The organism is Streptomyces sp. CC208A (assembly GCF_030010625.1).
GTDB lineage: Bacteria > Actinomycetota > Actinomycetes > Streptomycetales > Streptomycetaceae > Streptomyces.
Window position 1 is genome coordinate 91,009 of the sequence record NZ_JASCXN010000011.1, and the last position, 19,356, is coordinate 110,364.

Consider the following 19,356-nt stretch of genomic DNA (forward strand, 5'->3'; position numbering starts at 1 on the left):
CGTTTCTCGCGGACGGGCCCGTACCCCCTGGGGTGCGGGCCCGCTCCCGTGTTCCGGAGTGTCTGAGAGGATTTCTGCGTGAGTGATGACGTGCAGCCCGGGTTCGTACGGGTACGGCTCGACCTTTCGTACGACGGCCGGGACTTCTCCGGCTGGGCCAAGCAGGCCCGCGGGCAGCGGACCGTGCAGGGCGAGATCGAGGACGCGCTGCGGACCGTGACGCGGTCTTCGGAGACGTACGAGCTGACCGTCGCGGGCCGGACCGACGCGGGGGTGCACGCGCGCGGGCAGGTCGCCCACGTCGACCTGCCGGTGGAGCTGTGGCAGGAGCACCGCGAGAAGCTGCTGCGGCGGCTCGCGGGGCGGCTCTCGCACGATGTGCGGATCTGGCGGCTCACGGAGGCGCCCGAGGGCTTCGACGCCCGCTTCTCGGCGATCTGGCGGCGGTACGCGTACCGGGTCACCGACCATCCCGGCGGCGTCGACCCGCTGCTGCGCGGGCATGTGCTGTGGCACGACTGGACGCTCGACATGGACGCCATGAACGAGGCCGCGGCGGCGCTGATCGGCGAGCACGACTTCGCCGCGTACTGCAAGAGGCGCGAGGGCGCGACGACCATCCGCACCCTTCAGGAGCTGCGGTGGGAGCGGCGGCCCGACGGCGTCCTGGAGGCCACGGTCAAGGCCGACGCCTTCTGCCACAACATGGTCCGCTCGCTCGTCGGCGCGCTGCTCTTCGTCGGCGACGGGCACCGGCCGGTGGAGTGGCCGGGCAAGGTGCTGGCCGCGGGCGTCCGCGACTCCGCGGTGCACGTCGTACGCCCCCACGGCCTCACCCTCGAAGAGGTCGGCTACCCGGCCGACGACCAGCTCGCCGCCCGCAACCGGGAGGCCCGCAACAAGCGGACCCTGCCCGGCGCCGGCTGCTGCTGAGCCCCGCCTCCCCCGCTACCGCGGCGGGGCCGAGGCGGCGGCCGCGGCCTGCGCCTGGCTCTTGCCGCGGGCGTAGATCTGGTTGAAGGCGAAGGTGCCGAGGTCGTCGCTGGCCTGGAAGACGGGTTTGTCCTTCATGGTGACCTTGGTGCCGTTGCCGAAGCCGGCCTGGGTGAAGTAGGCGTAGCGGCCGACCGAGTTCGAGCGGCGGAGGCAGACGGTGGCGTGGCAGAAGTCGCCGACGCCGGAACCGGCGAGGGGGGCGATGCCGCCGGTGGCCTGCTTCTTCGCCGTCAGGGCCGCCTTCTCGGAGGGGAAGACGGCCACGCCGACGGTGATCGCCACGCCGTCCTTGACGTAGGTGGCGCGCAGGACGCGCTCGCAGCCGTTCTTCTGGAGGACGGTGCCGAGCCCGCCCTGGGTGACCGAGGCGCAGTTCTTCGTCGAGGAGGTCGCGCCCTTCCGGTAGGGGCGGCCGAACATGGTGAGCTTCTTGCCGGGGAAGAGCCCCTCGGCGGTCAGCGGCGCCTTGTCCTTCTTCGGGTCGGTGATGTAGTCCTTCGGGTCCGGCGGGGGCGGCGGGGCCACCGAGGAGAAGGTCGGCGCGGGGGTGGGGGAGACCGTCGCGGTGGCCGGGACCGTGGGGGTCGGGCCGCCGTTCTTCGCCTCGTCGTTCTTCTTGTTGGTGGCCACGACGGCGGTCGCGACGACCGCGCCCACGGCGATCGTGGCGACGGCCCCGCCCGCGATCATCAGCCGGCGCTTGCGGCGGCTGCCGGCCTCGGAGGCGTCCGCGAGGGCGCCCCAGTCAGGGGTGCCGCCGCCCTGGCCGCCCGCGAAGGGGTCCTGCGGCGGCGGGTACCCGTACCCGTGCTGCGGCTGCTGTCCGTACGGACCCGGCTGCTGCGGGTACCCGTATCCCTGAGGTTGTTGTCCGTACCCCTGCCCCTGCTGCTGCGGCTCCTGCGGCCATTGCGGTCCCCCAAAGCTCATGCCGCGCATCCTAAACCGCTTGGGAGAAGCCGACGCGGGCGGTGACAATGCACCTCATGGGACATGTCGAGGCCGCGCATCTGGAGTACTACCTTCCCGACGGGAGGGTCCTCCTCGGGGACGCCTCCTTCCGGGTCGGGGAGGGCGCGGTCGTCGCGCTCGTCGGGGCCAACGGCGCCGGCAAGACCACCCTCCTGCGGATGATCGCGGGAGATCTGCAGCCGCACGGCGGCTCCGTCACCGTCAGCGGCGGGCTCGGCGTGATGCCGCAGTTCATTGGCTCCGTACGGGACGAGTCGACCGTCCGTGACCTGCTGGTCTCCGTGGCGCACCCGCGGATCCGGGAGGCGGCGAAGGCCGTCGACGAGGCCGAGCACCTGATCATGACGGTCGACGACGAGGCCGCGCAGATGGCGTACGCGCAGGCCCTCGCCGACTGGGCGGAGGTGCAGGGGTACGAGGCCGAGACGCTGTGGGACATCTGCACCATGGCCGCGCTCGGCGTGCCGTACGAGAAGGCGCAGTTCCGGCAGGTCAGGACCCTGTCCGGCGGTGAGCAGAAGCGGCTCGTCCTGGAGTCGCTGCTGCGCGGCACCGACGAGGTGCTGCTCCTCGACGAGCCGGACAACTACCTGGACGTGCCCGGCAAGCGGTGGCTGGAGGAGCGGCTGCGGGAGACCCGTAAGACCGTGCTCTTCATCTCACACGACAGGGAGCTGCTCTCCCGGGCCGCGCAGAAGATCATCGCGGTGGAGCCCGGCGCGGCCGGCTCCGACGTGTGGGTGCACGGCGGCGGCTTCGACACCTTCCACGAGGCCCGACGGGAGCGGTTCGCCCGCTTCGAGGAGCTGAAGCGGCGCTGGGAGGAGAAGCACGCGCAGCTGAAGAAGCTGGTGGTCAACCTGCGGCAGGCGGCCGCGGTCAGCCACGAGATGGCGTCCCGGTACGCGGCGGCGCAGACCCGCCTGAAGAAGTTCGAGGAGGCGGGCCCGCCGCCGGAGCCGCCGCGGGAGCAGGACATCCGGATGCGGCTGCGCGGCGGCCGGACCGGCGTCCGGGCGGTGACGGCGGAGAACCTGGAGCTCACCGGCCTGATGAAGCCCTTCTCCCTGGAGATCTTCTACGGGGAGCGGGTCGCCGTCCTCGGTTCGAACGGCTCCGGCAAGTCCCACTTCCTGCGGCTGCTGGCGGGCGACCCGTCGGTCGCCCACACGGGTACGTGGAAGCTGGGCGCGCGGGTCGTCCCCGGCCACTTCGCCCAGACCCACGCCCACCCCGAGCTGGCCGGCCGCCCGCTCGTCGACATCCTGTGGACGGAGCACGCCAAGGACCGGGGCGCGGCGATGTCCATGCTGCGCCGGTACGAACTGGAGCGCCAGGGCGACCAGCCCTTCGACAAGCTCTCCGGCGGCCAGCAGGCCCGCTTCCAGATCCTGCTGCTCGAACTGGCCGGCACCACGGCGCTCCTCCTGGACGAGCCCACGGACAACCTGGACCTGGAGTCCGCCGAGGCCCTCCAGGACGGCCTGGAGTCCTACGAGGGCACGGTCCTGGCCGTCACCCACGACCGCTGGTTCGCGAAGAGCTTCGACCGCTACCTGGTCTTCGGCTCGGACGGGGTCGTACGGGAGACCTCCGAGCCCGTGTGGGACGAGCGGCGGGTGGAGCGGGCGCGGTAGGGAGACCCGCCGGGCGGAGTCCGGCGCAGCCGTCCGAAGCCGGAGGGGCCCCTTGGGGCCGAGCCGTGCGAGGGGGGGCGTCGGAAGCGGGGCCGAGCGGCGGGTGGAGCGGGCGCGGTAGGGAGCGGGAGGGGGGTTGCCGGGGCGCGTTTTGACCCGCCCCGGGGCCCCCGGGTACGCTTCTGCTTTGTTATGCGTATTGGCTTGGTCGTTCTCACGCGAGGGGCCCTTACGCCGGTCCACCGGGCCGATGACCAGCGGCAGGTATCCGGGTTGCGTCCCCGAGATACGGCCAAGGCTGTCGTGATCGTCCCAGGTGGCCCTGTCAGGACCACTCACTGAAGAAGAGCGAAGGCTAACGACGTGCGTACGTACAGCCCCAAGCCCGGCGATGTGACGCGCCAGTGGTACGTCATCGACGCCCAGGACGTTGTCCTGGGCCGTCTCGCCACCACCGCCGCGACCCTCCTCCGGGGCAAGCACAAGCCGGTTTACGCCCCCCACATGGACATGGGCGACTTCGTCGTCATCATCAACGCCGACAAGGTGCACCTGTCCGGCAACAAGCGGACCCAGAAGATGGCGTACCGCCACTCCGGCTACCCGGGTGGTCTGCGCTCCGTCCGCTACGACGAGCTGCTGGACAAGAACCCCGAGAAGGCCGTCGAGAAGGCCGTCAAGGGCATGCTCCCCAAGAACTCCCTGGGCCGTCAGATGCTCTCGAAGCTGAAGGTCTACTCGGGCGAGAACCACCCGCACGCTGCCCAGCAGCCGGTTCCGTTCGAGATCACCCAGGTCGCGCAGTAAGTCCGGCCACCCCCTAAGACGAAGAGAATCTGAGGAGCATCGTGGCCGAGACCACCCCTGAGACCCCTGTCGACGAGTTCGAGGGCGTCGAGGAGTACACCACCGAGACCGAGGTCGTCGAGGGTGACTACACCTCCGAGTCCCTCGCCTCCCGCTTCGGCGACCCGCAGCCGGCCGCCGGCCTGGGCCGTCGCAAGAACGCCATCGCCCGCGTCCGGATCGTTCCGGGCACCGGCAAGTGGAAGATCAACGGTCGCACCCTCGAGGACTACTTCCCGAACAAGGTGCACCAGCAGGAAGTCAACGAGCCCTTCAAGGTGCTCGAGCTCGACAACCGCTACGACGTCATCGCCCGCATCTCGGGTGGCGGCGTCTCCGGCCAGGCCGGCGCCCTGCGCCTCGGCGTGGCCCGTGCCCTGAACGAGGCCGACGTCGAGAACAACCGCCCGGCGCTGAAGAAGGCCGGCTTCCTCTCCCGTGACGACCGCGCGGTCGAGCGGAAGAAGGCCGGTCTCAAGAAGGCCCGCAAGGCTCCGCAGTACAGCAAGCGCTAATCGCCTGCTCGCACTGCTTGTACGTACGCCCCGGCGCACTGCGCGTGCCGTCGGGGCGTACGTTTTTTCGTAACCCTCTTCACTTTCTTCACCCCCTCATCACCTTTTGGGCCCGTATTTCGGAGGACAGCTGTGGGACGACTCTTCGGCACGGACGGCGTGCGCGGTGTGGCCAACGCGGACCTGACGGCCGAGCTGGCGCTCGGTCTCTCCGTCGCGGCCGCGCACGTGCTCGCCGAGGCGGGGACCTTCGAGGGCCACCGGCCGACCGCCGTGGTCGGGCGGGACCCGCGCGCGTCGGGAGAGTTCCTGGAGGCGGCCGTCGTCGCCGGTCTCGCCAGCGCCGGTGTCGACGTCCTGCGTGTCGGTGTCCTGCCGACCCCGGCCGTCGCCCACCTCACCGGCGTCCTCGGCGCCGACCTCGGCGTGATGCTGTCCGCCAGCCACAACGCCATGCCCGACAACGGCATCAAGTTCTTCGCCCGTGGCGGCCACAAGCTCGCCGACGAGCTTGAGGACAAGATCGAGGCCGTGTACGAGGAGCACCGCACCGGCGCCCCCTGGGACCGCCCGACCGGTGCCGGCGTCGGCCGCGTCCGCGACTACGACGAGGGCTTCGAGACCTACGTCTCCCACCTCCTCGACGTCCTCCCCAACCGCCTCGACGGCCTGAGGATCGTCCTCGACGAGGCCCACGGCGCCGCCGCCCGCGTCTCGCCCGAGGCCTTCACCCGCGCCGGCGCCCAGGTCGTCACCATCGGCGCCGCCCCCGACGGCCTCAACATCAACGACGGCTGCGGCTCCACCCACCTGGAGCTCCTCAAGGCCGCCGTCGTCGAGCACGGCGCCGACTTCGGCATCGCCCACGACGGCGACGCCGACCGCTGCCTCGCCGTCGACCACACCGGCGAGGAGGTGGACGGCGACCAGATCCTCGCCGTGCTCGCCCTCGCCATGCGCGAGGCCGGCACGCTGCGCGGCGACACCGTCGTCGCCACCGTCATGTCCAACCTGGGCTTCAAGCTCGCCATGGAGCGCGAGGGCCTCACCCTCGTCCAGACGGCGGTCGGTGACCGCTACGTCCTGGAGTCCATGAAGGAGCACGGCTATGCTCTCGGCGGCGAGCAGTCCGGCCACGTCATCGTGCTCGACCACGCCACCACCGGCGACGGCACCCTCACCGGCCTCATGCTGGCCGCCCGCGTCGCCGCCACCGGCAAGTCCCTCGCCGAGCTGGCCTCCGTCATGGAGCGGCTGCCGCAGATCCTCATCAACGTGAAGGACGTCGACAAGTCCCGCGTCGCCACCTCCGGCGAGCTGGCCGCCGCCGTCGCCGACGCCGAGCGCGAGCTCGGCACCACCGGCCGCGTCCTGCTCCGCCCCTCCGGCACCGAGCCGCTGGTCCGCGTCATGGTCGAGGCCGCCGACATCGAGCAGGCCCGCTCGGTCGCGCAGCGCCTCGCCGACGTGGTGAAGTCCGCGCTGGGCTAGCCCGTACGTACGGGACCCGGGATCAGAGCTTGCGGAGGCTCAGCCGCTGCACCTTGTGGTCCGCGCCCTTGCGGACCACGAGCGTCGCCCGGCCGCGCGTCGGCGCCACGTTCTCCAGGAGGTTCACCTTGTTGACGGTCCGCCACATCGTGCGGGCGTAGTCCAGGGCCTCCTCCTCGGAGACCTGCGTCCACCGCCGGAAGTAGGAGGACGGGTCCTGGAAGGCGGTCTCCCGCAGCTTCCGGAAGCGGTTCAGGTACCAGCCCTCGATGTCCTCGGCGCGCGCGTCCACGTACACCGAGAAGTCGAAGTAGTCCGCCAGGCCCACCCGGGTCCGCCCGTCCTTGCCGGGCAGCGCCGGCTGGAGCACGTTCAGCCCCTCGACGATCAGGATGTCGGGGCGGCGCACGACGAGCTGCTCGCCCGGCACCCGGTCGTAGATGAGGTGCGAGTAGACCGGGGCGGTGACCTCCTCCTTGCCGGCCTTCACGTCGGCGACGAAGCGGGTCAGGGCCCGCCGGTCGTACGACTCGGGGAAGCCCTTCCGGGACATCAGGCCGCGCGCCTTCAGCTCCTCCATCGGATAGAGGAAGCCGTCCGTGGTGATCCGCTCGACGCGCGGGTGCTCGGGCCAGCGGGCGAGGAGAGCCTGGAGGAGGCGGGCGACGGTCGACTTGCCGACGGCGACGGACCCGGCGACCCCTATGACGAACGGCGTGCCGCGCTGCTCGCCGCTCTCGCCGAGGAAGGTGTTGAGGGCGCCGCGCAGACCACTGGTGGCCTGCACGTACAGGTTGAGCAGCCGGGAGAGCGGCAGATAGATGTCCCGGACCTCGTCGAGGTCGATGACGTCCCCGAGTCCCTGGAGCCGTTCGACCTCCTCGGCGGTCAGCGGGAGGGGGGTCTTGTCGCGCAGGGCGCTCCACTCCGCGCGGGTGAGGTCGACGTACGGCGTCGGCTCGGGGGACCTGCGGGAGGCCCCTCCGGCACCGGCTCCGTTGCCGTTGGCGCTTCGTGGCGGCGAGGTGATCACCCCGCCATTGTCCCGGCTTCCCGCCCGCCATGGGTGGTGGGGTGGGTCACGTGCCGCACGGTTGACGCCGCCCGTCCCGACTCCGGGCGGGGTACCGGCCGGGGGGCGGCCTCCGGCCGTAGGCTGCCGCCATGTGCGGAATCGTGGGATACGTCGGCGGGCAGTCGGCGCTTGATGTGGTCGTCGCGGGGCTGAAGCGGCTGGAGTACCGGGGGTACGACTCGGCCGGGGTCGCCGTGCTCGCGGACGGCGGGCTCGCCGCCGCGAAGAAGGCGGGCAAGCTCGTCAACCTGGAGAAGGAACTCGTCGACCGGCCGCTGCCCGGCGGCTCCGTCGCCGTCGGGCACACCCGGTGGGCCACCCACGGCGGGCCCACCGACGCCAACGCGCACCCGCACCTCGACAACGCCGGGCGCGTCGCCGTCGTGCACAACGGGATCATCGAGAACTTCGCCGCCCTGCGCGAGGAGCTCGCCGAGCGCGGCCACGAGCTGCTCTCCGAGACCGACACCGAGGTCGTCGCGCACCTCCTCGCCGAGGAGTTCTCCTCCGTGGGCGACCTCGCCGAGGCCATGCGGCTGGTCTGCCGACGGCTCGACGGGGCCTTCACCCTCGTCGCCGTCCACGCCGACCAGCCCGACGCCGTCGTCGGTGCCCGCCGCAACTCGCCGCTCGTCGTCGGCGTGGGCGAGGGGGAGAACTTCCTCGCCTCCGACGTGTCCGCGTTCATCGCCCACACCCGGTCCGCGATCGAGCTCGGCCAGGACCAGGTCGTCGAGCTGACCCGGGAGGGCGTCACCGTCACCGACTTCGACGGCGCGCCCGCCGACGTCCGCGCCTTCCACGTCGACTGGGACGCCTCCGCCGCCGAGAAGGGCGGCTACGACCACTTCATGCTCAAGGAGATCGCCGAGCAGCCCAAGGCGGTCGCCGACACCCTCCTCGGCCGGATCGACGCCTCCGGGCGGCTCACCCTCGACGAGGTGCGCATCCCCGACGCGGTGCTCCGCGAGGCCGACAAGGTCGTCATCGTCGCCTGCGGCACCGCCTTCCACGCCGGGCTCATCGCCAAGTACGCCATCGAGCACTGGACCCGGATCCCCTGCGAGGTCGAGCTGGCCAGCGAGTTCCGCTACCGGGACCCGATCCTGGGGCAGCGGACCCTCGTCGTCGCCATCTCCCAGTCCGGGGAGACGATGGACACCCTGATGGCGCTCCGGCACGCCCGCGAGCAGGGCGCCAAGGTCCTCGCCGTCTGCAACACCAACGGGTCGACGATCCCCCGCGAGTCCGACGCCGTCCTCTACACCCACGCCGGGCCCGAGGTGGCCGTCGCCTCCACCAAGGCGTTCCTGACCCAGCTCGTCGCCTGCTACCTGCTCGCCCTCTACCTGGGCCAGGTGCGCGGCACCAAGTGGGGCGACGAGATCCGCGCCGTCGTCCGCGAGCTGGCCAGGATCGGCGAGGAGGTCGAGCGGGTCCTGGAGACCATGGAGCCGGTCAGGGAGCTCGCCCGCTCCCTCGCCCACAAGGACACGATCCTCTTCCTCGGCCGCCATGTGGGTTACCCGGTGGCCCTGGAGGGCGCGCTGAAGCTCAAGGAGCTCGCGTACATGCACGCCGAGGGCTTCGCGGCCGGTGAGCTCAAGCACGGGCCGATCGCCCTCGTCGAGGAGGACCTGCCGGTCGTCGTCGTGGTGCCCTCGCCGAAGGGGCGCTCGGTCCTCCACGACAAGATCGTCTCCAACATCCAGGAGATCCGGGCCCGGGGAGCCCGCACGATCGTGATCGCGGAGGAGGGCGACGAGGCCGTCGTGCCCTTCGCCGACCACCTCGTCCGCGTCCCCGCGACGCCCACGCTGCTCCAGCCGCTCGTCTCGACCGTGCCGCTCCAGGTCTTCGCCTGCGAGCTTGCCACCGCCCGGGGCAACGAGGTGGACCAGCCGCGCAACCTGGCCAAGTCCGTGACGGTGGAGTGAAGAAGAAATGATCATCGGGGTGGGAATCGACGTGGCGGAGATCGACCGCTTCGCCGCGTCGCTGGAGCGGACACCGGCGCTGCTCGACCGGCTCTTCGTACGGGAGGAACTGCTGCTGCCGAGCGGGGAGCGCCGCGGCCCCGCCTCCCTGGCGGTGCGCTTCGCCGCCAAGGAGGCCCTGGCCAAGGCGCTCGGCGCGCCCGGCGACCTGCACTGGACGGACGCGGAGGTGTACGCGGAGTCCACCGGCCAGCCCCGGCTGAGGGTGCGCGGCACGGTCGCGGCCCGCGCGGCCGAGCTGGGCGTGAAGCACTGGCACATCTCGCTGAGCCATGACGCGGGGGTGGCCTCGGCGGTGGTGATCGCCGAGGGCTGAGCCGTACCCGTGTGCGTACGGGGCGGGGCCCCGCCTCCTGCGGCAGACTGCTGACCATGCGTACCGCTCACCACGTGGAGACCGTCCGGGCCGCCGAGGCCGCGCTGATGGCCCGGCTGCCCGAGGGCGCGCTGATGCAGAAGGCCGCCGCCGGACTCGCCGCCGCCTGCTGCTCCCTGCTCGGCAGGGGGCGGGTCTACGGGTCCCGGGTCGTCCTCCTCGTCGGCAGCGGCGACAACGGCGGCGACGCCCTCCACGCCGGCGCCCGGCTCGCCCGGCGAGGCGCCGGGGTCACCGCCGTGCTGCTCGGCGCCCGCGCCCACGGGGCCGGACTCGCCGCGCTCCGGGCGGCCGGCGGGCGCGTCACCGAGGACCCGTACGAGGCGCTGGCCGCCGCCGACCTCGTCCTCGACGGCATCACCGGCATCGGCGGGCGCGGCGGACTGCGCCCCGAGGCCGTCCCCGTCGCCCGCGCCGCGCGCGGCTCCGGCGCGGTCGTGGTCGCCGTCGACCTGCCCAGCGGCGTCGACGCCGACACCGGCGAGGTCGAGGGCGAGGCCCTGCGCGCCGACGCGACCGTCACCTTCGGCACGTACAAGCCGGGGCTGCTCGTCGACCCGGCCCGGGAGTACGCGGGCGCGCTGCGGCTCGTCGACATCGGGCTCGCCGCCACCCTGCCGTCCGTGCCCGACGCGGAGGCGCTCCAGCACCGGGACGTGGCCCGGCTGCTGCCCGCGCCCGCCGCCGAGAGCGACAAGTACCGGCGGGGCGTCGTCGGTGTCTTCGCCGGCTCCGACCAGTACCGGGGCGCGGCCGTGCTCGCCGTGGCGGGGGCGCTGCGGGGCGGCGCCGGGGCCGTCCGGTACGTGGGCCGTGTGGGAGACATGGTCGTCAGGGCGCACCCCGAGACCCTGGTCCACACCGGTCCGTGGGCCGGTGTCGGGCGGGTCCAGGCGTGGGTCGCCGGACCGGGGGTCGGGGAGGGGCCGGACCCGGAGGTGGCGATGAGGCACATCCTCGCCACCGACGTGCCCGTCCTCGTCGACGCGGACGGCCTGCGCCACCTGACCCCCGAGGCCGTACACGAGCGGTCGGCGCCCACCCTGCTCACCCCGCACGCGGGCGAGGCGGCGGCGCTGCTCGGCACCGACCGGGCGGAGGTGGAGGCCCGGCGGCTCGCCGCCGTCCGCGAACTCGCCGCCCGCTACGGCGCCACCGTCCTCCTCAAGGGCTCGACCACCCTGGTCTGCGGACCCGGCGGCACGGGACCGGTCCGGGTCAACCCGACCGGCACCCCCTGGCTCGCCACCGCGGGCTCCGGCGACGTCCTGTCCGGCCTGGCGGGCGCGCTCCTCGCCGGCGGCCTCGGCCCCGTCGACGCCGCCTCCTGCGCCGCCTACCTGCACGGCCTCGCCGCCCGTCGGGCCTCCGCCGGCGCCGGGCCGATCACCGCGACCGAGGTGGCCGGCTCGCTGCGCGCCGCCTGGCAGGACGTACGGGAGTCCTGACGGCGGCGCGCCCACGGTCGGCGCAACTCCGTTGCTCCGCGCGTGGGGCAACGCGTGCCGGGGCGGCCGTGGACGGGTTCGGATGGACCGGTGAGCAGATGGAGAAGCCGAATCCTGTCGTCGTTGCTGATCGCCGCCACCGTGGGTGCCGCGGGTGCCGTCCCCGCGGCCGCGGAGGAGCCCGCGTCCGACGTCCTCGTCCCCGGGATCGAGGGCGCTGGGCGCCCCGAGTACCCCATGGACACGCCCGACCAGGTGCTGCCCCCGACCGCCCCCGGCGGCGAGATCCCCGTCCCCGAACCGGAGGCCGAGCCCGACGAACTCGTCGAGTACCTGCCGCGCAGCGCCGTCGAGGCCGCCTGCACCGCCAGGACCGGGTTCTACCAGCGGCAGGTCGAGCGACTCCTGAAGCTGAAGGCCGACGGCAGGCAGTCGGCCGCCGACTGCCGGGCCATCCGCGCCTTCCAGGTCAAGGAGAAGATCAAGCCCGCCAACGGCTACGCGGGCCCCGTCACCTGGGGCCGCGCCGAACTGCTCGCGGCCCGCAAGAACCCCAACGCGGCCGGCGAGTGCCCCGTCCGCTCCTACCCCGTGGCCTACGTGGACCTGAACCGCGAGCTGATGTGGGTGCAGAAGGGCAAGAAGATCACGTACGCGGTGGTCAACATCCGCAGCGGCCGGGCCGGCTACCGCACCCGCACCGGCTGGCACGCCGTCTACTGGCGCCACAAGGACCACTGGTCGACCATCTACGACACGCCGATGCCGTTCTCCCAGTTCTTCGACGGCGGCCAGGCCTTCCACGGTGTCTACGGGGCCATCGCCACGCCCACCGGGAGCCACGGCTGCGTCAACCTCACCTACAAGAACGCGGAGAAGCTGTGGTCCGTCCTCCGCAAGGGTGACGGGGTCTACATCTGGGGCAAGCGGCCGGGGCTGTGACCACCTGAGAGACTGGGCGCGATGACTGAGACAGCACCGCCGCCCCGCCGAGCCCGCGCCGAGATCGACCTCGGGGCGCTGCGCGCCAACGTCCGCGCGCTGCGCGCCCGTGTCGCGCCCCACGTCCGGATCATGGCCGTGGTCAAGGCCGACGCGTACGGACACGGCGCGGAGCGCTGCGCCCGAGCCGCCCTCGACGCGGGCGCGGACTGGCTCGGCACGGCCACCCCGCAGGAGGCGCTGGCGCTGCGCGCCGCCGGGATCACCGGCGTCCCCGTCCTGTGCTGGCTGTGGACCCCCGGCGACCCGTGGGACGCCGGCATCGAGGCCGGGCTCGACATGGCGGTCAGCGGCCGGTGGGCGCTCGACGAGGTCACCGCCGCGGCCCGCCGCACCGGCGGCACGGCCCGTATCCAGCTCAAGGCCGACACCGGCCTCGGCCGCAACGGCTGCCAGCCCGCCGACTGGCCGGCCCTGGTCTCCGAGGCCCTGCAGGCCGAGAAGGAGGGCCTGGTCAAGGTCACCGGGCTCTGGTCCCACTTCGCCTGCGCGGACGAGCCCGGCCACCCCTCGATCGCCGCCCAGCTCGACGTCTTCCGCTCGATGCTCGACCACGCGGAGAAGGCCGGGATCGAGCCCGAGGTCCGGCACATCGCCAACTCGCCCGCCACCCTCACCCTGCCCGAGACCCACTTCGACCTGGTCCGGCCCGGCATCGCGATGTACGGCGTCTCGCCCGCGCCCGAGCTGGGCACCTCCGCCGAGCTCGGCCTGCGGCCGGTGATGTCGCTGAAGGCGAGCGTCGCACTTGTGAAGGAGGTCCCGCCCGGCCACGGCGTCTCCTACGGGCACCACTACGTCACCGGCGGCGAGACCACCCTCGGCCTGATCCCGGTGGGCTACGCCGACGGCGTCCCCCGGCACGCCTCCGGCCGCGGCCCGGTCCTCGTCGACGGCAGGATCCGCACGGTCGCGGGGCGGGTCGCCATGGACCAGTTCGTGGTGGACCTCGGCGGCGACCGGCCCGAACCCGGCACCGAGGCCGTCCTGTTCGGCTCAGGGGAGCACGGCGAGCCGACGGCCGAGGACTGGGCGGCGGCCGCCGACACCATCGCGTACGAGATCGTCACCCGGATCGGCGCGCGCGTGCCGCGCGTGTACGTGGGGGAGTGACCGGCCGTGGGGGAGACGACCGGGGGCGGGGCCGGGAGCGGGGGCGGCTGGCGGCGCGCGGGGTTCGCGGGCGCCGCGATAGGCGTGCTCGCCGCCGGTGCGGCGGCGGGCGTGGCGATCGAGCGGCTGACCGTGGGCCGCTCCGTACGCCAGAAGGCGCGGCTCGCCCTGGACGCCACCGGCCCGTACGGCACCCTCCGCGGCACCCCGGGCCTGGCGCTCGCCGACGACGGCACCCCGATCGCGTACGAGATCGAAGAGACCGACGACGCCTCCGGGCCGGTCACCGTCGTCTTCTGCCACGGCTTCTGCCTCAGCCAGGACTCCTGGCACTACCAGCGGGCCGCCCTGCGCGGCCGGGTCCGCGCCGTCTTCTGGGACCAGCGCGGCCACGGCCGCTCGGCCCACGACGCCGCCAGGCCCGCCGGCGCGCCCGTCACCATCGACCGCCTCGGCCGCGACCTCAAGGCCGTCCTCGACGCCGCCGCGCCCGAGGGGCCGCTCGTCCTCGTCGGGCACTCGATGGGCGGCATGACGGTGATGGCGCTCGCCGAGCGGTATCCGGAGCTGATCCGGGAGCGGGTCGCCGGGGTCGCCTTCGTCGGCACCTCATCGGGGCGCCTGGAGGAGGTCTCGTACGGGCTGCCGCTCGCCGGGGTCAACGCGGTCCGCCGGGTCCTGCCGGGCGTGCTGCGGGCGCTCGGCTCCCAGGCCGAGCTGGTCGAGAAGGGCCGCAGGGCCACCGCCGACCTCTTCGCGGGCCTGGTGAAGAAGTACTCGTTCGCGTCGAAGGACGTGGACCCGGCCGTCGTGCGCTTCGCCGAGCGGATGATCGAGTCCACCCCGGTCGACGTGGTCGCCGACTTCTACCCGGCCTTCGGCGCGCACGACAAGCGCGTCGCCCTCGCCGCCTTCCGCGACCTGCCCGCCCTGGCCCTCGTCGGCGACCAGGACCTCGTCACCCCCGCCTCCCACACCGAGGCCCTCGCCGCCGAGCTGCCCGGCGCCGAACTGGTCGTCGTCCCCGACGCGGGACACCTGGTGATGCTGGAGCGGCCGGAGGCCGTCACCGGCGCGCTCACCGGTCTCCTGGAGGCGGCCGGAGCCGTACCGGTGCCGCAGGGGGAGGGGTCCGGGAGCGGATAGGTTGTCGGGTATGGAAGCAGCGCACCAGCCCGTCTCCGGCGCCACCCTCTCCGTCGACTCCCCCGAGCGGATGCAGGAGCTCGGCCGCCGGCTCGCGAAACTCCTCCGCCCCGGCGACCTCGTCATGCTCACCGGCGAACTGGGCGCCGGGAAGACCACGCTGACCCGCGGCCTCGGCGAGGGCCTCGGGGTGCGCGGCGCGGTCACCTCGCCGACCTTCGTCATCGCCCGCGTCCACCCCTCGCTCACCGGCGGCCCGGCCCTGGTGCACGTCGACGCCTACCGGCTCGGCGGCGGCCTCGACGAGATGGAGGATCTCGACCTCGACGTCTCGCTGCCCGAGTCCGTGGTGGTCGTGGAGTGGGGCGACGGCAAGGTCGAGGAGCTGACCGACGATCGGCTGCACGTCCTCATCCACCGCGTCACCGGCGACACCGACGACGACCGGCGCACCGTCTCCCTGCGCGGGGTCGGCGGGCGCTGGGCCGGGGAGGACCTGGAACTGCTCTGAACGTCCGTAGGTTCCGACAGCATGTCGGGAAAATGTTGCGCCGCAGCTCCGCGCCGTGGTGACATGGATGCACGATCTGGTTAGGTGTACCTAACCTACGGGAGGCATGCATGGTGACGCAGATGCCGGAGCGCGACGACCGCCCCGCCGAGGAGCGCGTCTCGATGAGCGAGCTGCTGGCCTCCTGCGCCGCGGCCACCGCCGTCTCCACCCCGCCGGGACGCGACCTCGCGCCCGCCGAGGAGGACGGGGAAGCGGACCTCAGGGACCAGGCCGCCTGACCCGCCAGGGGCCGGGCCGGGCGTCAGGGGACGACGATCACCTTCGCGCCGATCGCCGCGAAGGTCCACATCGCGTCGCCGTCCGCCCGCTTCATCCGGATGCCGCCGGTCTGCTTCGACGGGTCCGGCGCCGGCATCGAGCCGTCCACCGCCGCGCTGAAGCCGACCGTCACGCCCTCCACCGTCGCGAAGCGGACCACGTGCTCGATCTGCACCCCGTCGGAGCCGCGCACCGCGCCCGACCGGGAGGTCACCGCGTACGCCCCCGGCGCCGGGCTCACCGAGCTCGGCGCCACCGCGAAGGTGCGGAGCACCTTGTTCTTCTCGCCGACCAGCCACACCCGGCGGTCCTTGAGGGTGTACACCACGCGCTCGCCCGTCCCGGAGGCCGCGGGCAGCGCCAGCGGGTCCCGCACCGGCTTCTTCACCCCGGCGGACGCCGACGCCGACGGCACGACCGCCCCGGGCGTCCGCGGCTGCTCCGCGAGGTCCGCCGGCACGCTGGCCGACGCCTGGTAGGCGAGGAAGGCGACCGCGGCGACGGCCGCCGCGGTGAGCCCGGCCACGAATCCCGAGCTGCTCCTTGCCACCGTCTCCACCTCTTCGTACGTACGTGCCGAGCCTGACGAACCAACGGCCCTGACGGTAGCAGCCGGGCCCCCGGACGCCCGCGCGCCGCATCGCCCTCCCGTGGCGCCGTAGGCTGTTCGCGTGCTGTTGCTCGCCATGGATACCGCCACCCCCGCCGTCACCGTCGCCCTCCACGACGGCACGGCCGTCGTCGCCGAGTCGACCCGGGTCGACGCCCGCCGCCACGGGGAGCTGCTGCTCCCCGCCGTCGACCGGGTCCTGAAGGAGGCCGGGACCGCGCTCGACGCGGTGACCGGGATCGTGGTCGGGGTCGGCCCCGGGCCGTACACCGGTCTCCGGGTCGGGCTCGTCACCGCCACCACCTTCGCCTCCGCCCTCGGCGGGGTGCCCGTGCACGGCCTGTGCACCCTGGACGGCCTCGCGTACGCCTCCGGCATCGAGGGGCCCTTCGCCGTGGCGACGGACGCCCGCCGCAAGGAGGTCTACTGGGCGCGGTACGACGACGCCCGCACCCGCGTCACCGACGCCTCCGTCGACCGGCCCGCCGACATCGCGGAGCGGCTCGCCAGCCTGCCGGTGGTCGGCGCGGGCGCCCTGCTCTACCCGGACGCCTTCCCGGACGCCCGCGGCCCCGAGCACCAGTCCGCCGCCGCGCTCGCCGCCCTCGCGGCCGAGCGGCTGCGGGCCGGCGGGGAGGGCTTCCTGGACCCGCTGCCGATGTACCTGCGGCGGCCCGACGCGCAGGTGCCGAAGAACTACAAGGTGGTCACCCCCCAGTGAGCGGGGACGCGGTGACCGGCGGGGCGGTCCTGCGCGAGATGCGCTGGTGGGACCTGCCGGAGGTGCTGGCCCTGGAGGCGGACCTCTTCCCCGAGGACGCCTGGTCCGAGGGGATGTTCTGGTCCGAGCTGGCGCACGCGCGCGGGCCCCGGGCCACCCGGCGGTACGTGGTCGCCGAGGAGACCCTTCCGGACGGCACCGCGCGGCTCGTCGGGTACGCGGGCCTGGCGGCGGCCGGCGGGCTCGGCGACGTGCAGACCATCGCCGTCGCCCGCGAGCAGTGGGGCACCGGCCTCGGCGCCCGGCTCCTCACCGACCTGCTCCAGCACGCCACCGCCTTCGAGTGCGACGAGGTCCTGCTCGAAGTGCGCGTGGACAACACCCGGGCGCAGAAGCTCTACGAGCGCTTCGGCTTCGAGCCCATCGGGTTCCGGCGCGGCTACTACCAGCCGGGCAACGTGGACGCGCTCGTGATGCGACTGACTGTTCAAGGAAATGGATCCGATATCTGATGGCTGCTGACGAACCCCTCGTACTCGGCATCGAGACCTCCTGCGACGAGACCGGCGTCGGCATCGTCCACGGCACCACCCTCCTCGCCGACGCCGTGGCCTCCAGCGTCGACACCCACGCCCGCTTCGGCGGCGTCGTGCCCGAGATCGCCTCCCGGGCCCACCTGGAGGCGATGGTCCCGACGATCGAGCGGGCCCTGAAGACCGCCGGCGTCTCGGCGAAGGACCTCGACGGCATCGCGGTCACCGCGGGGCCCGGCCTCGCGGGCGCGCTGCTCGTCGGCGTCTCCGCCGCCAAGGCGTACGCGTACGCCCTCGGCAAGCCGCTGTACGGCGTCAACCACCTGGCCTCGCACATCTGCGTCGACCAGCTGGAGCACGGCAGGCTGCCCGAGCCGACGATGGCCCTGCTCGTCTCCGGCGGGCACTCCTCGCTCCTGCTGTCCTCGGACATCACCGCCGACGTGCGGCCGATGGGCGCCACCATCGACGACGCGGCGGGCGAGGCCTTCGACAAGATCGCCCGCGTCCTCGACCTGGGCTTCCCCGGAGGGCCGGTCATCGACCGGCTCGCCAAGGAGGGCGACCCGGCCGCCATCGCGTTCCCGCGCGGCCTGTCGGGCGCCAAGGACCCCGCGTACGACTTCTCCTTCTCCGGCCTCAAGACGGCGGTGGCCCGCTGGATCGAGGCCAAGCGGGCGGCCGGCGAGGAGGTGCCGGTCCGGGACGTGGCCGCCTCCTTCCAGGAGGCCGTCGTCGACGTCCTGACCCGCAAGGCCGTCCGGGCCTGCAAGGACGAGGGCGTCGACCACCTGATGATCGGCGGCGGCGTGGCCGCGAACTCCCGCCTCCGGGCGCTCGCGGAGGAGCGCTGCGAGCGGGCCGGCATCCGGCTCCGGGTGCCCCGGCCGGGCCTGTGCACCGACAACGGCGCCATGGTCGCCGCGCTCGGCGCCGAGATGGTCGCCCGCAACCGGGCCGCCTCCGACCTGGAGCTGTCGGCGGACTCGTCCCTGCCGGTGACGGACCCGCACGTGCCGGGCGCGTCGCCTTCCCACGACCACGACCACGACCACGTCCACGAGGTCAGCAAGGAGAACCTGTACCCGTGAGGCTCACCCTCATGTGGGAGGCCCGCGCCGCCCAGGGCCGGGGCGCCGAGCTCCTGGAGTGGGCTCGGGCCCAGCTCCTGCCGCGCGAGCCGCTGCGCCGGGAACTCTTCCGCGCCCCCCAGGACCGGGTCCTCGTCCTCACCTGGTGGGAGGCGGAGACCTTCGACGCCGAGCTGCCGGAACTCCCGGAACCGGCCGCGGACCTGATCACCCGCCCGGTCCACCGCTGGCGCTTCGAGTCGTACGGGAGCTAGCGCCGTGCGGGGGAGGAAGCGGCACCACAGTGGTGCTGAGGAGGTTCCCTTCGGCCGGGCCAAGGGGGTGCTGGGGCTCGTCGCGGGCATGGCGGTGGTGGTGCTCTCCCTCGTCCTCTCCTTCGGGTTCGCGGGCGGCCAGGCGTCCGACGAGCGCGCTTTCCTGGCGGCCGTGCCGTGCGCCGGACCGCCGGTCCCGGCGGAGGACTGTCTGCGCGTCGAGGCGGCGACCGTCCGGACGGTGCGCGAGGAGACGAGCGGCAGGAACACGACGCGCGAGGTCGAACTGGCCGGGGAGGGGCCGGGGCAGGGGCCGGTGACCGGCCGGGTGTACTTCCGGCACGCCGTCCCGGTGTTCTCCGCCCTGGAGCCGGGGGACCGGGTCCGGGCGACGGTCTGGCGCGGCAGGGTGGTGGAGCTGTCCTCGGGGACCAGGCGGCAGGCGACCCTGGCAGGGCCGGTCGGCGACGCCACGGAGACCACGGTCGTCGCGGTCGTGGTGAGCGCCGTCGGCGTCGGGCTGCTCGGTTACGGCGTGTGGGTGCTCGGCCTGGGGCGGCGCCCTCGGAGCCGTACCTTCTGGGCCGGGCTGGGCCTCGCCGCGCTGGTGCTCGGGACGGTCGTCGCCACGGCCGGTCCGTAGGCACCGACGTGATCTGTTCGGCGGAACCCCGCGCGTCCCACGACCATCATTCTGTATG

General features: G+C 73.4%; 21 protein-coding genes. 18 read left to right on the forward strand and 3 right to left on the reverse strand.

Going from position 1 to position 19,356, the window contains the following annotated elements; all coding sequences use genetic code 11:
• Nucleotides 1-78: 78 nt before the first annotated feature.
• Complete coding sequence (gene truA, locus QK442_RS14745; RefSeq protein WP_282694370.1) at nt 79-933, forward strand: tRNA pseudouridine(38-40) synthase TruA; 855 nt, start codon at nt 79-81, stop codon at nt 931-933.
• Nucleotides 934-948: 15 nt separating this feature from the next.
• On the opposite strand, the gene QK442_RS14750 is transcribed toward truA, so the two are convergent.
• Nucleotides 949-1,926, reverse strand: a complete 978-nt coding sequence (locus tag QK442_RS14750; protein WP_282694371.1) for a hypothetical protein — start codon at nt 1,924-1,926, stop codon at nt 949-951.
• 56 nt (nt 1,927-1,982) lie between these two features.
• On the opposite strand from QK442_RS14750, the gene QK442_RS14755 reads away from it, so the two are divergent.
• The 4 genes from QK442_RS14755 (at nt 1,983) to glmM (ending at nt 6,457) form a co-directional block, all read left to right on the forward strand.
• Nucleotides 1,983-3,605, forward strand: a complete 1,623-nt coding sequence (locus QK442_RS14755; RefSeq protein ID WP_282694372.1) for an ATP-binding cassette domain-containing protein — start codon at nt 1,983-1,985, stop codon at nt 3,603-3,605.
• Nucleotides 3,606-3,968: 363 nt separating this feature from the next.
• The gene (gene rplM / locus QK442_RS14760) at nt 3,969-4,412 is read left to right on the forward strand and encodes a 50S ribosomal protein L13 (protein WP_282694373.1); all 444 of its coding nucleotides are present in this window, start codon (nt 3,969-3,971) and stop codon (nt 4,410-4,412) included.
• 41 nt (nt 4,413-4,453) lie between these two features.
• On the forward strand, nt 4,454-4,966 hold the full coding sequence (gene rpsI / locus QK442_RS14765) for a 30S ribosomal protein S9 (RefSeq protein ID WP_282694374.1): 513 nt from the start codon (nt 4,454-4,456) through the stop codon (nt 4,964-4,966).
• Between the two features lie 132 nt (nt 4,967-5,098).
• Nucleotides 5,099-6,457 (forward strand): phosphoglucosamine mutase, encoded by a 1,359-nt coding sequence (gene glmM, locus QK442_RS14770; RefSeq protein WP_282694375.1) that lies wholly within the window; start codon nt 5,099-5,101, stop codon nt 6,455-6,457.
• A 22-nt stretch (nt 6,458-6,479) separates the two neighbouring features.
• Here glmM and coaA read toward each other — a convergent pair whose 3' ends face one another.
• Nucleotides 6,480-7,490: a type I pantothenate kinase gene (gene coaA / locus QK442_RS14775; RefSeq protein ID WP_282694376.1), complete on the reverse strand. Its 1,011-nt coding sequence runs from the start codon at nt 7,488-7,490 to the stop codon at nt 6,480-6,482.
• Between the two features lie 131 nt (nt 7,491-7,621).
• On the opposite strand from coaA, the gene glmS reads away from it, so the two are divergent.
• The 8 genes from glmS (at nt 7,622) to QK442_RS14815 (ending at nt 15,406) form a co-directional block, all read left to right on the forward strand.
• The gene (gene glmS / locus QK442_RS14780; protein ID WP_282694377.1) at nt 7,622-9,469 is read left to right on the forward strand and encodes a glutamine--fructose-6-phosphate transaminase (isomerizing); all 1,848 of its coding nucleotides are present in this window, start codon (nt 7,622-7,624) and stop codon (nt 9,467-9,469) included.
• Between the two features lie 7 nt (nt 9,470-9,476).
• Nucleotides 9,477-9,845 (forward strand): holo-ACP synthase, encoded by a 369-nt coding sequence (locus QK442_RS14785; RefSeq protein ID WP_282694378.1) that lies wholly within the window; start codon nt 9,477-9,479, stop codon nt 9,843-9,845.
• Nucleotides 9,846-9,901: 56 nt separating this feature from the next.
• Nucleotides 9,902-11,353, forward strand: a complete 1,452-nt coding sequence (locus QK442_RS14790; protein ID WP_282694379.1) for an NAD(P)H-hydrate dehydratase — start codon at nt 9,902-9,904, stop codon at nt 11,351-11,353.
• Between the two features lie 90 nt (nt 11,354-11,443).
• Entirely contained in the window at nt 11,444-12,295 is an 852-nt protein-coding gene (locus tag QK442_RS14795) for a L,D-transpeptidase family protein (protein WP_282694380.1), read from the forward strand.
• Between the two features lie 21 nt (nt 12,296-12,316).
• Complete coding sequence (gene alr, locus QK442_RS14800; RefSeq protein WP_282694381.1) at nt 12,317-13,468, forward strand: alanine racemase; 1,152 nt, start codon at nt 12,317-12,319, stop codon at nt 13,466-13,468.
• Nucleotides 13,469-13,474: 6 nt separating this feature from the next.
• Nucleotides 13,475-14,614 (forward strand): alpha/beta hydrolase, encoded by a 1,140-nt coding sequence (locus tag QK442_RS14805; protein ID WP_282694382.1) that lies wholly within the window; start codon nt 13,475-13,477, stop codon nt 14,612-14,614.
• Between the two features lie 10 nt (nt 14,615-14,624).
• Complete coding sequence (tsaE, locus tag QK442_RS14810) at nt 14,625-15,125, forward strand: tRNA (adenosine(37)-N6)-threonylcarbamoyltransferase complex ATPase subunit type 1 TsaE (protein WP_282694383.1); 501 nt, start codon at nt 14,625-14,627, stop codon at nt 15,123-15,125.
• 110 nt (nt 15,126-15,235) lie between these two features.
• Nucleotides 15,236-15,406 (forward strand): hypothetical protein, encoded by a 171-nt coding sequence (locus tag QK442_RS14815; protein WP_282694384.1) that lies wholly within the window; start codon nt 15,236-15,238, stop codon nt 15,404-15,406.
• Nucleotides 15,407-15,429: 23 nt separating this feature from the next.
• Here the strand turns inward: QK442_RS14815 and QK442_RS14820 are convergent, their stop codons facing one another.
• Nucleotides 15,430-15,972 carry a hypothetical protein gene (locus QK442_RS14820; protein ID WP_282694385.1) on the reverse strand — a complete coding sequence of 181 codons (543 nt, stop codon included), beginning with the start codon at nt 15,970-15,972 and terminating at the stop codon, nt 15,430-15,432.
• A gap of 145 nt (nt 15,973-16,117) precedes the next feature.
• Between QK442_RS14820 and tsaB the strand changes: the two genes are divergently transcribed.
• The 5 genes from tsaB to QK442_RS14845 are packed head-to-tail and all read left to right on the forward strand — an operon-like array spanning nt 16,118 to nt 19,298.
• Nucleotides 16,118-16,777 (forward strand): tRNA (adenosine(37)-N6)-threonylcarbamoyltransferase complex dimerization subunit type 1 TsaB, encoded by a 660-nt coding sequence (gene tsaB, locus QK442_RS14825; RefSeq protein ID WP_282694386.1) that lies wholly within the window; start codon nt 16,118-16,120, stop codon nt 16,775-16,777.
• Nucleotides 16,778-16,815: 38 nt separating this feature from the next.
• Nucleotides 16,816-17,289, forward strand: coding sequence for a ribosomal protein S18-alanine N-acetyltransferase (gene rimI / locus QK442_RS14830; RefSeq protein WP_282694453.1), 474 nt, complete (start codon nt 16,816-16,818; stop codon nt 17,287-17,289).
• Nucleotides 17,289-18,401 (forward strand): tRNA (adenosine(37)-N6)-threonylcarbamoyltransferase complex transferase subunit TsaD, encoded by a 1,113-nt coding sequence (gene tsaD, locus QK442_RS14835; protein ID WP_282694387.1) that lies wholly within the window; start codon nt 17,289-17,291, stop codon nt 18,399-18,401. Before rimI ends, tsaD begins: the two co-directional genes overlap by 1 nt.
• Nucleotides 18,398-18,655 (forward strand): hypothetical protein, encoded by a 258-nt coding sequence (locus QK442_RS14840; protein ID WP_282694388.1) that lies wholly within the window; start codon nt 18,398-18,400, stop codon nt 18,653-18,655. The genes tsaD and QK442_RS14840 overlap by 4 nt, the downstream gene beginning before the upstream one ends.
• A 4-nt stretch (nt 18,656-18,659) precedes the next feature.
• The gene (locus QK442_RS14845; RefSeq protein WP_282694389.1) at nt 18,660-19,298 is read left to right on the forward strand and encodes a hypothetical protein; all 639 of its coding nucleotides are present in this window, start codon (nt 18,660-18,662) and stop codon (nt 19,296-19,298) included.
• Nucleotides 19,299-19,356 lie beyond the last annotated feature (58 nt).

Coding starts and splice junctions, on each gene's coding strand:
- QK442_RS14750 (WP_282694371.1), bottom strand. CDS start 1,926: ATGAGCTTTGGGGGACCGCAATGGCCGCAGGAGCCGCAGCAGCAGGGG.
- QK442_RS14755 (WP_282694372.1), top strand. CDS start 1,983: ATGGGACATGTCGAGGCCGCGCATCTGGAGTACTACCTTCCCGACGGG.
- glmS (WP_282694377.1), top strand. CDS start 7,622: ATGTGCGGAATCGTGGGATACGTCGGCGGGCAGTCGGCGCTTGATGTG.
- QK442_RS14785 (WP_282694378.1), top strand. CDS start 9,477: ATGATCATCGGGGTGGGAATCGACGTGGCGGAGATCGACCGCTTCGCC.
- QK442_RS14790 (WP_282694379.1), top strand. CDS start 9,902: ATGCGTACCGCTCACCACGTGGAGACCGTCCGGGCCGCCGAGGCCGCG.
- alr (WP_282694381.1), top strand. CDS start 12,317: ATGACTGAGACAGCACCGCCGCCCCGCCGAGCCCGCGCCGAGATCGAC.
- tsaE (WP_282694383.1), top strand. CDS start 14,625: ATGGAAGCAGCGCACCAGCCCGTCTCCGGCGCCACCCTCTCCGTCGAC.
- QK442_RS14815 (WP_282694384.1), top strand. CDS start 15,236: ATGGTGACGCAGATGCCGGAGCGCGACGACCGCCCCGCCGAGGAGCGC.
- rimI (WP_282694453.1), top strand. CDS start 16,816: ATGCGCTGGTGGGACCTGCCGGAGGTGCTGGCCCTGGAGGCGGACCTC.
- tsaD (WP_282694387.1), top strand. CDS start 17,289: ATGGCTGCTGACGAACCCCTCGTACTCGGCATCGAGACCTCCTGCGAC.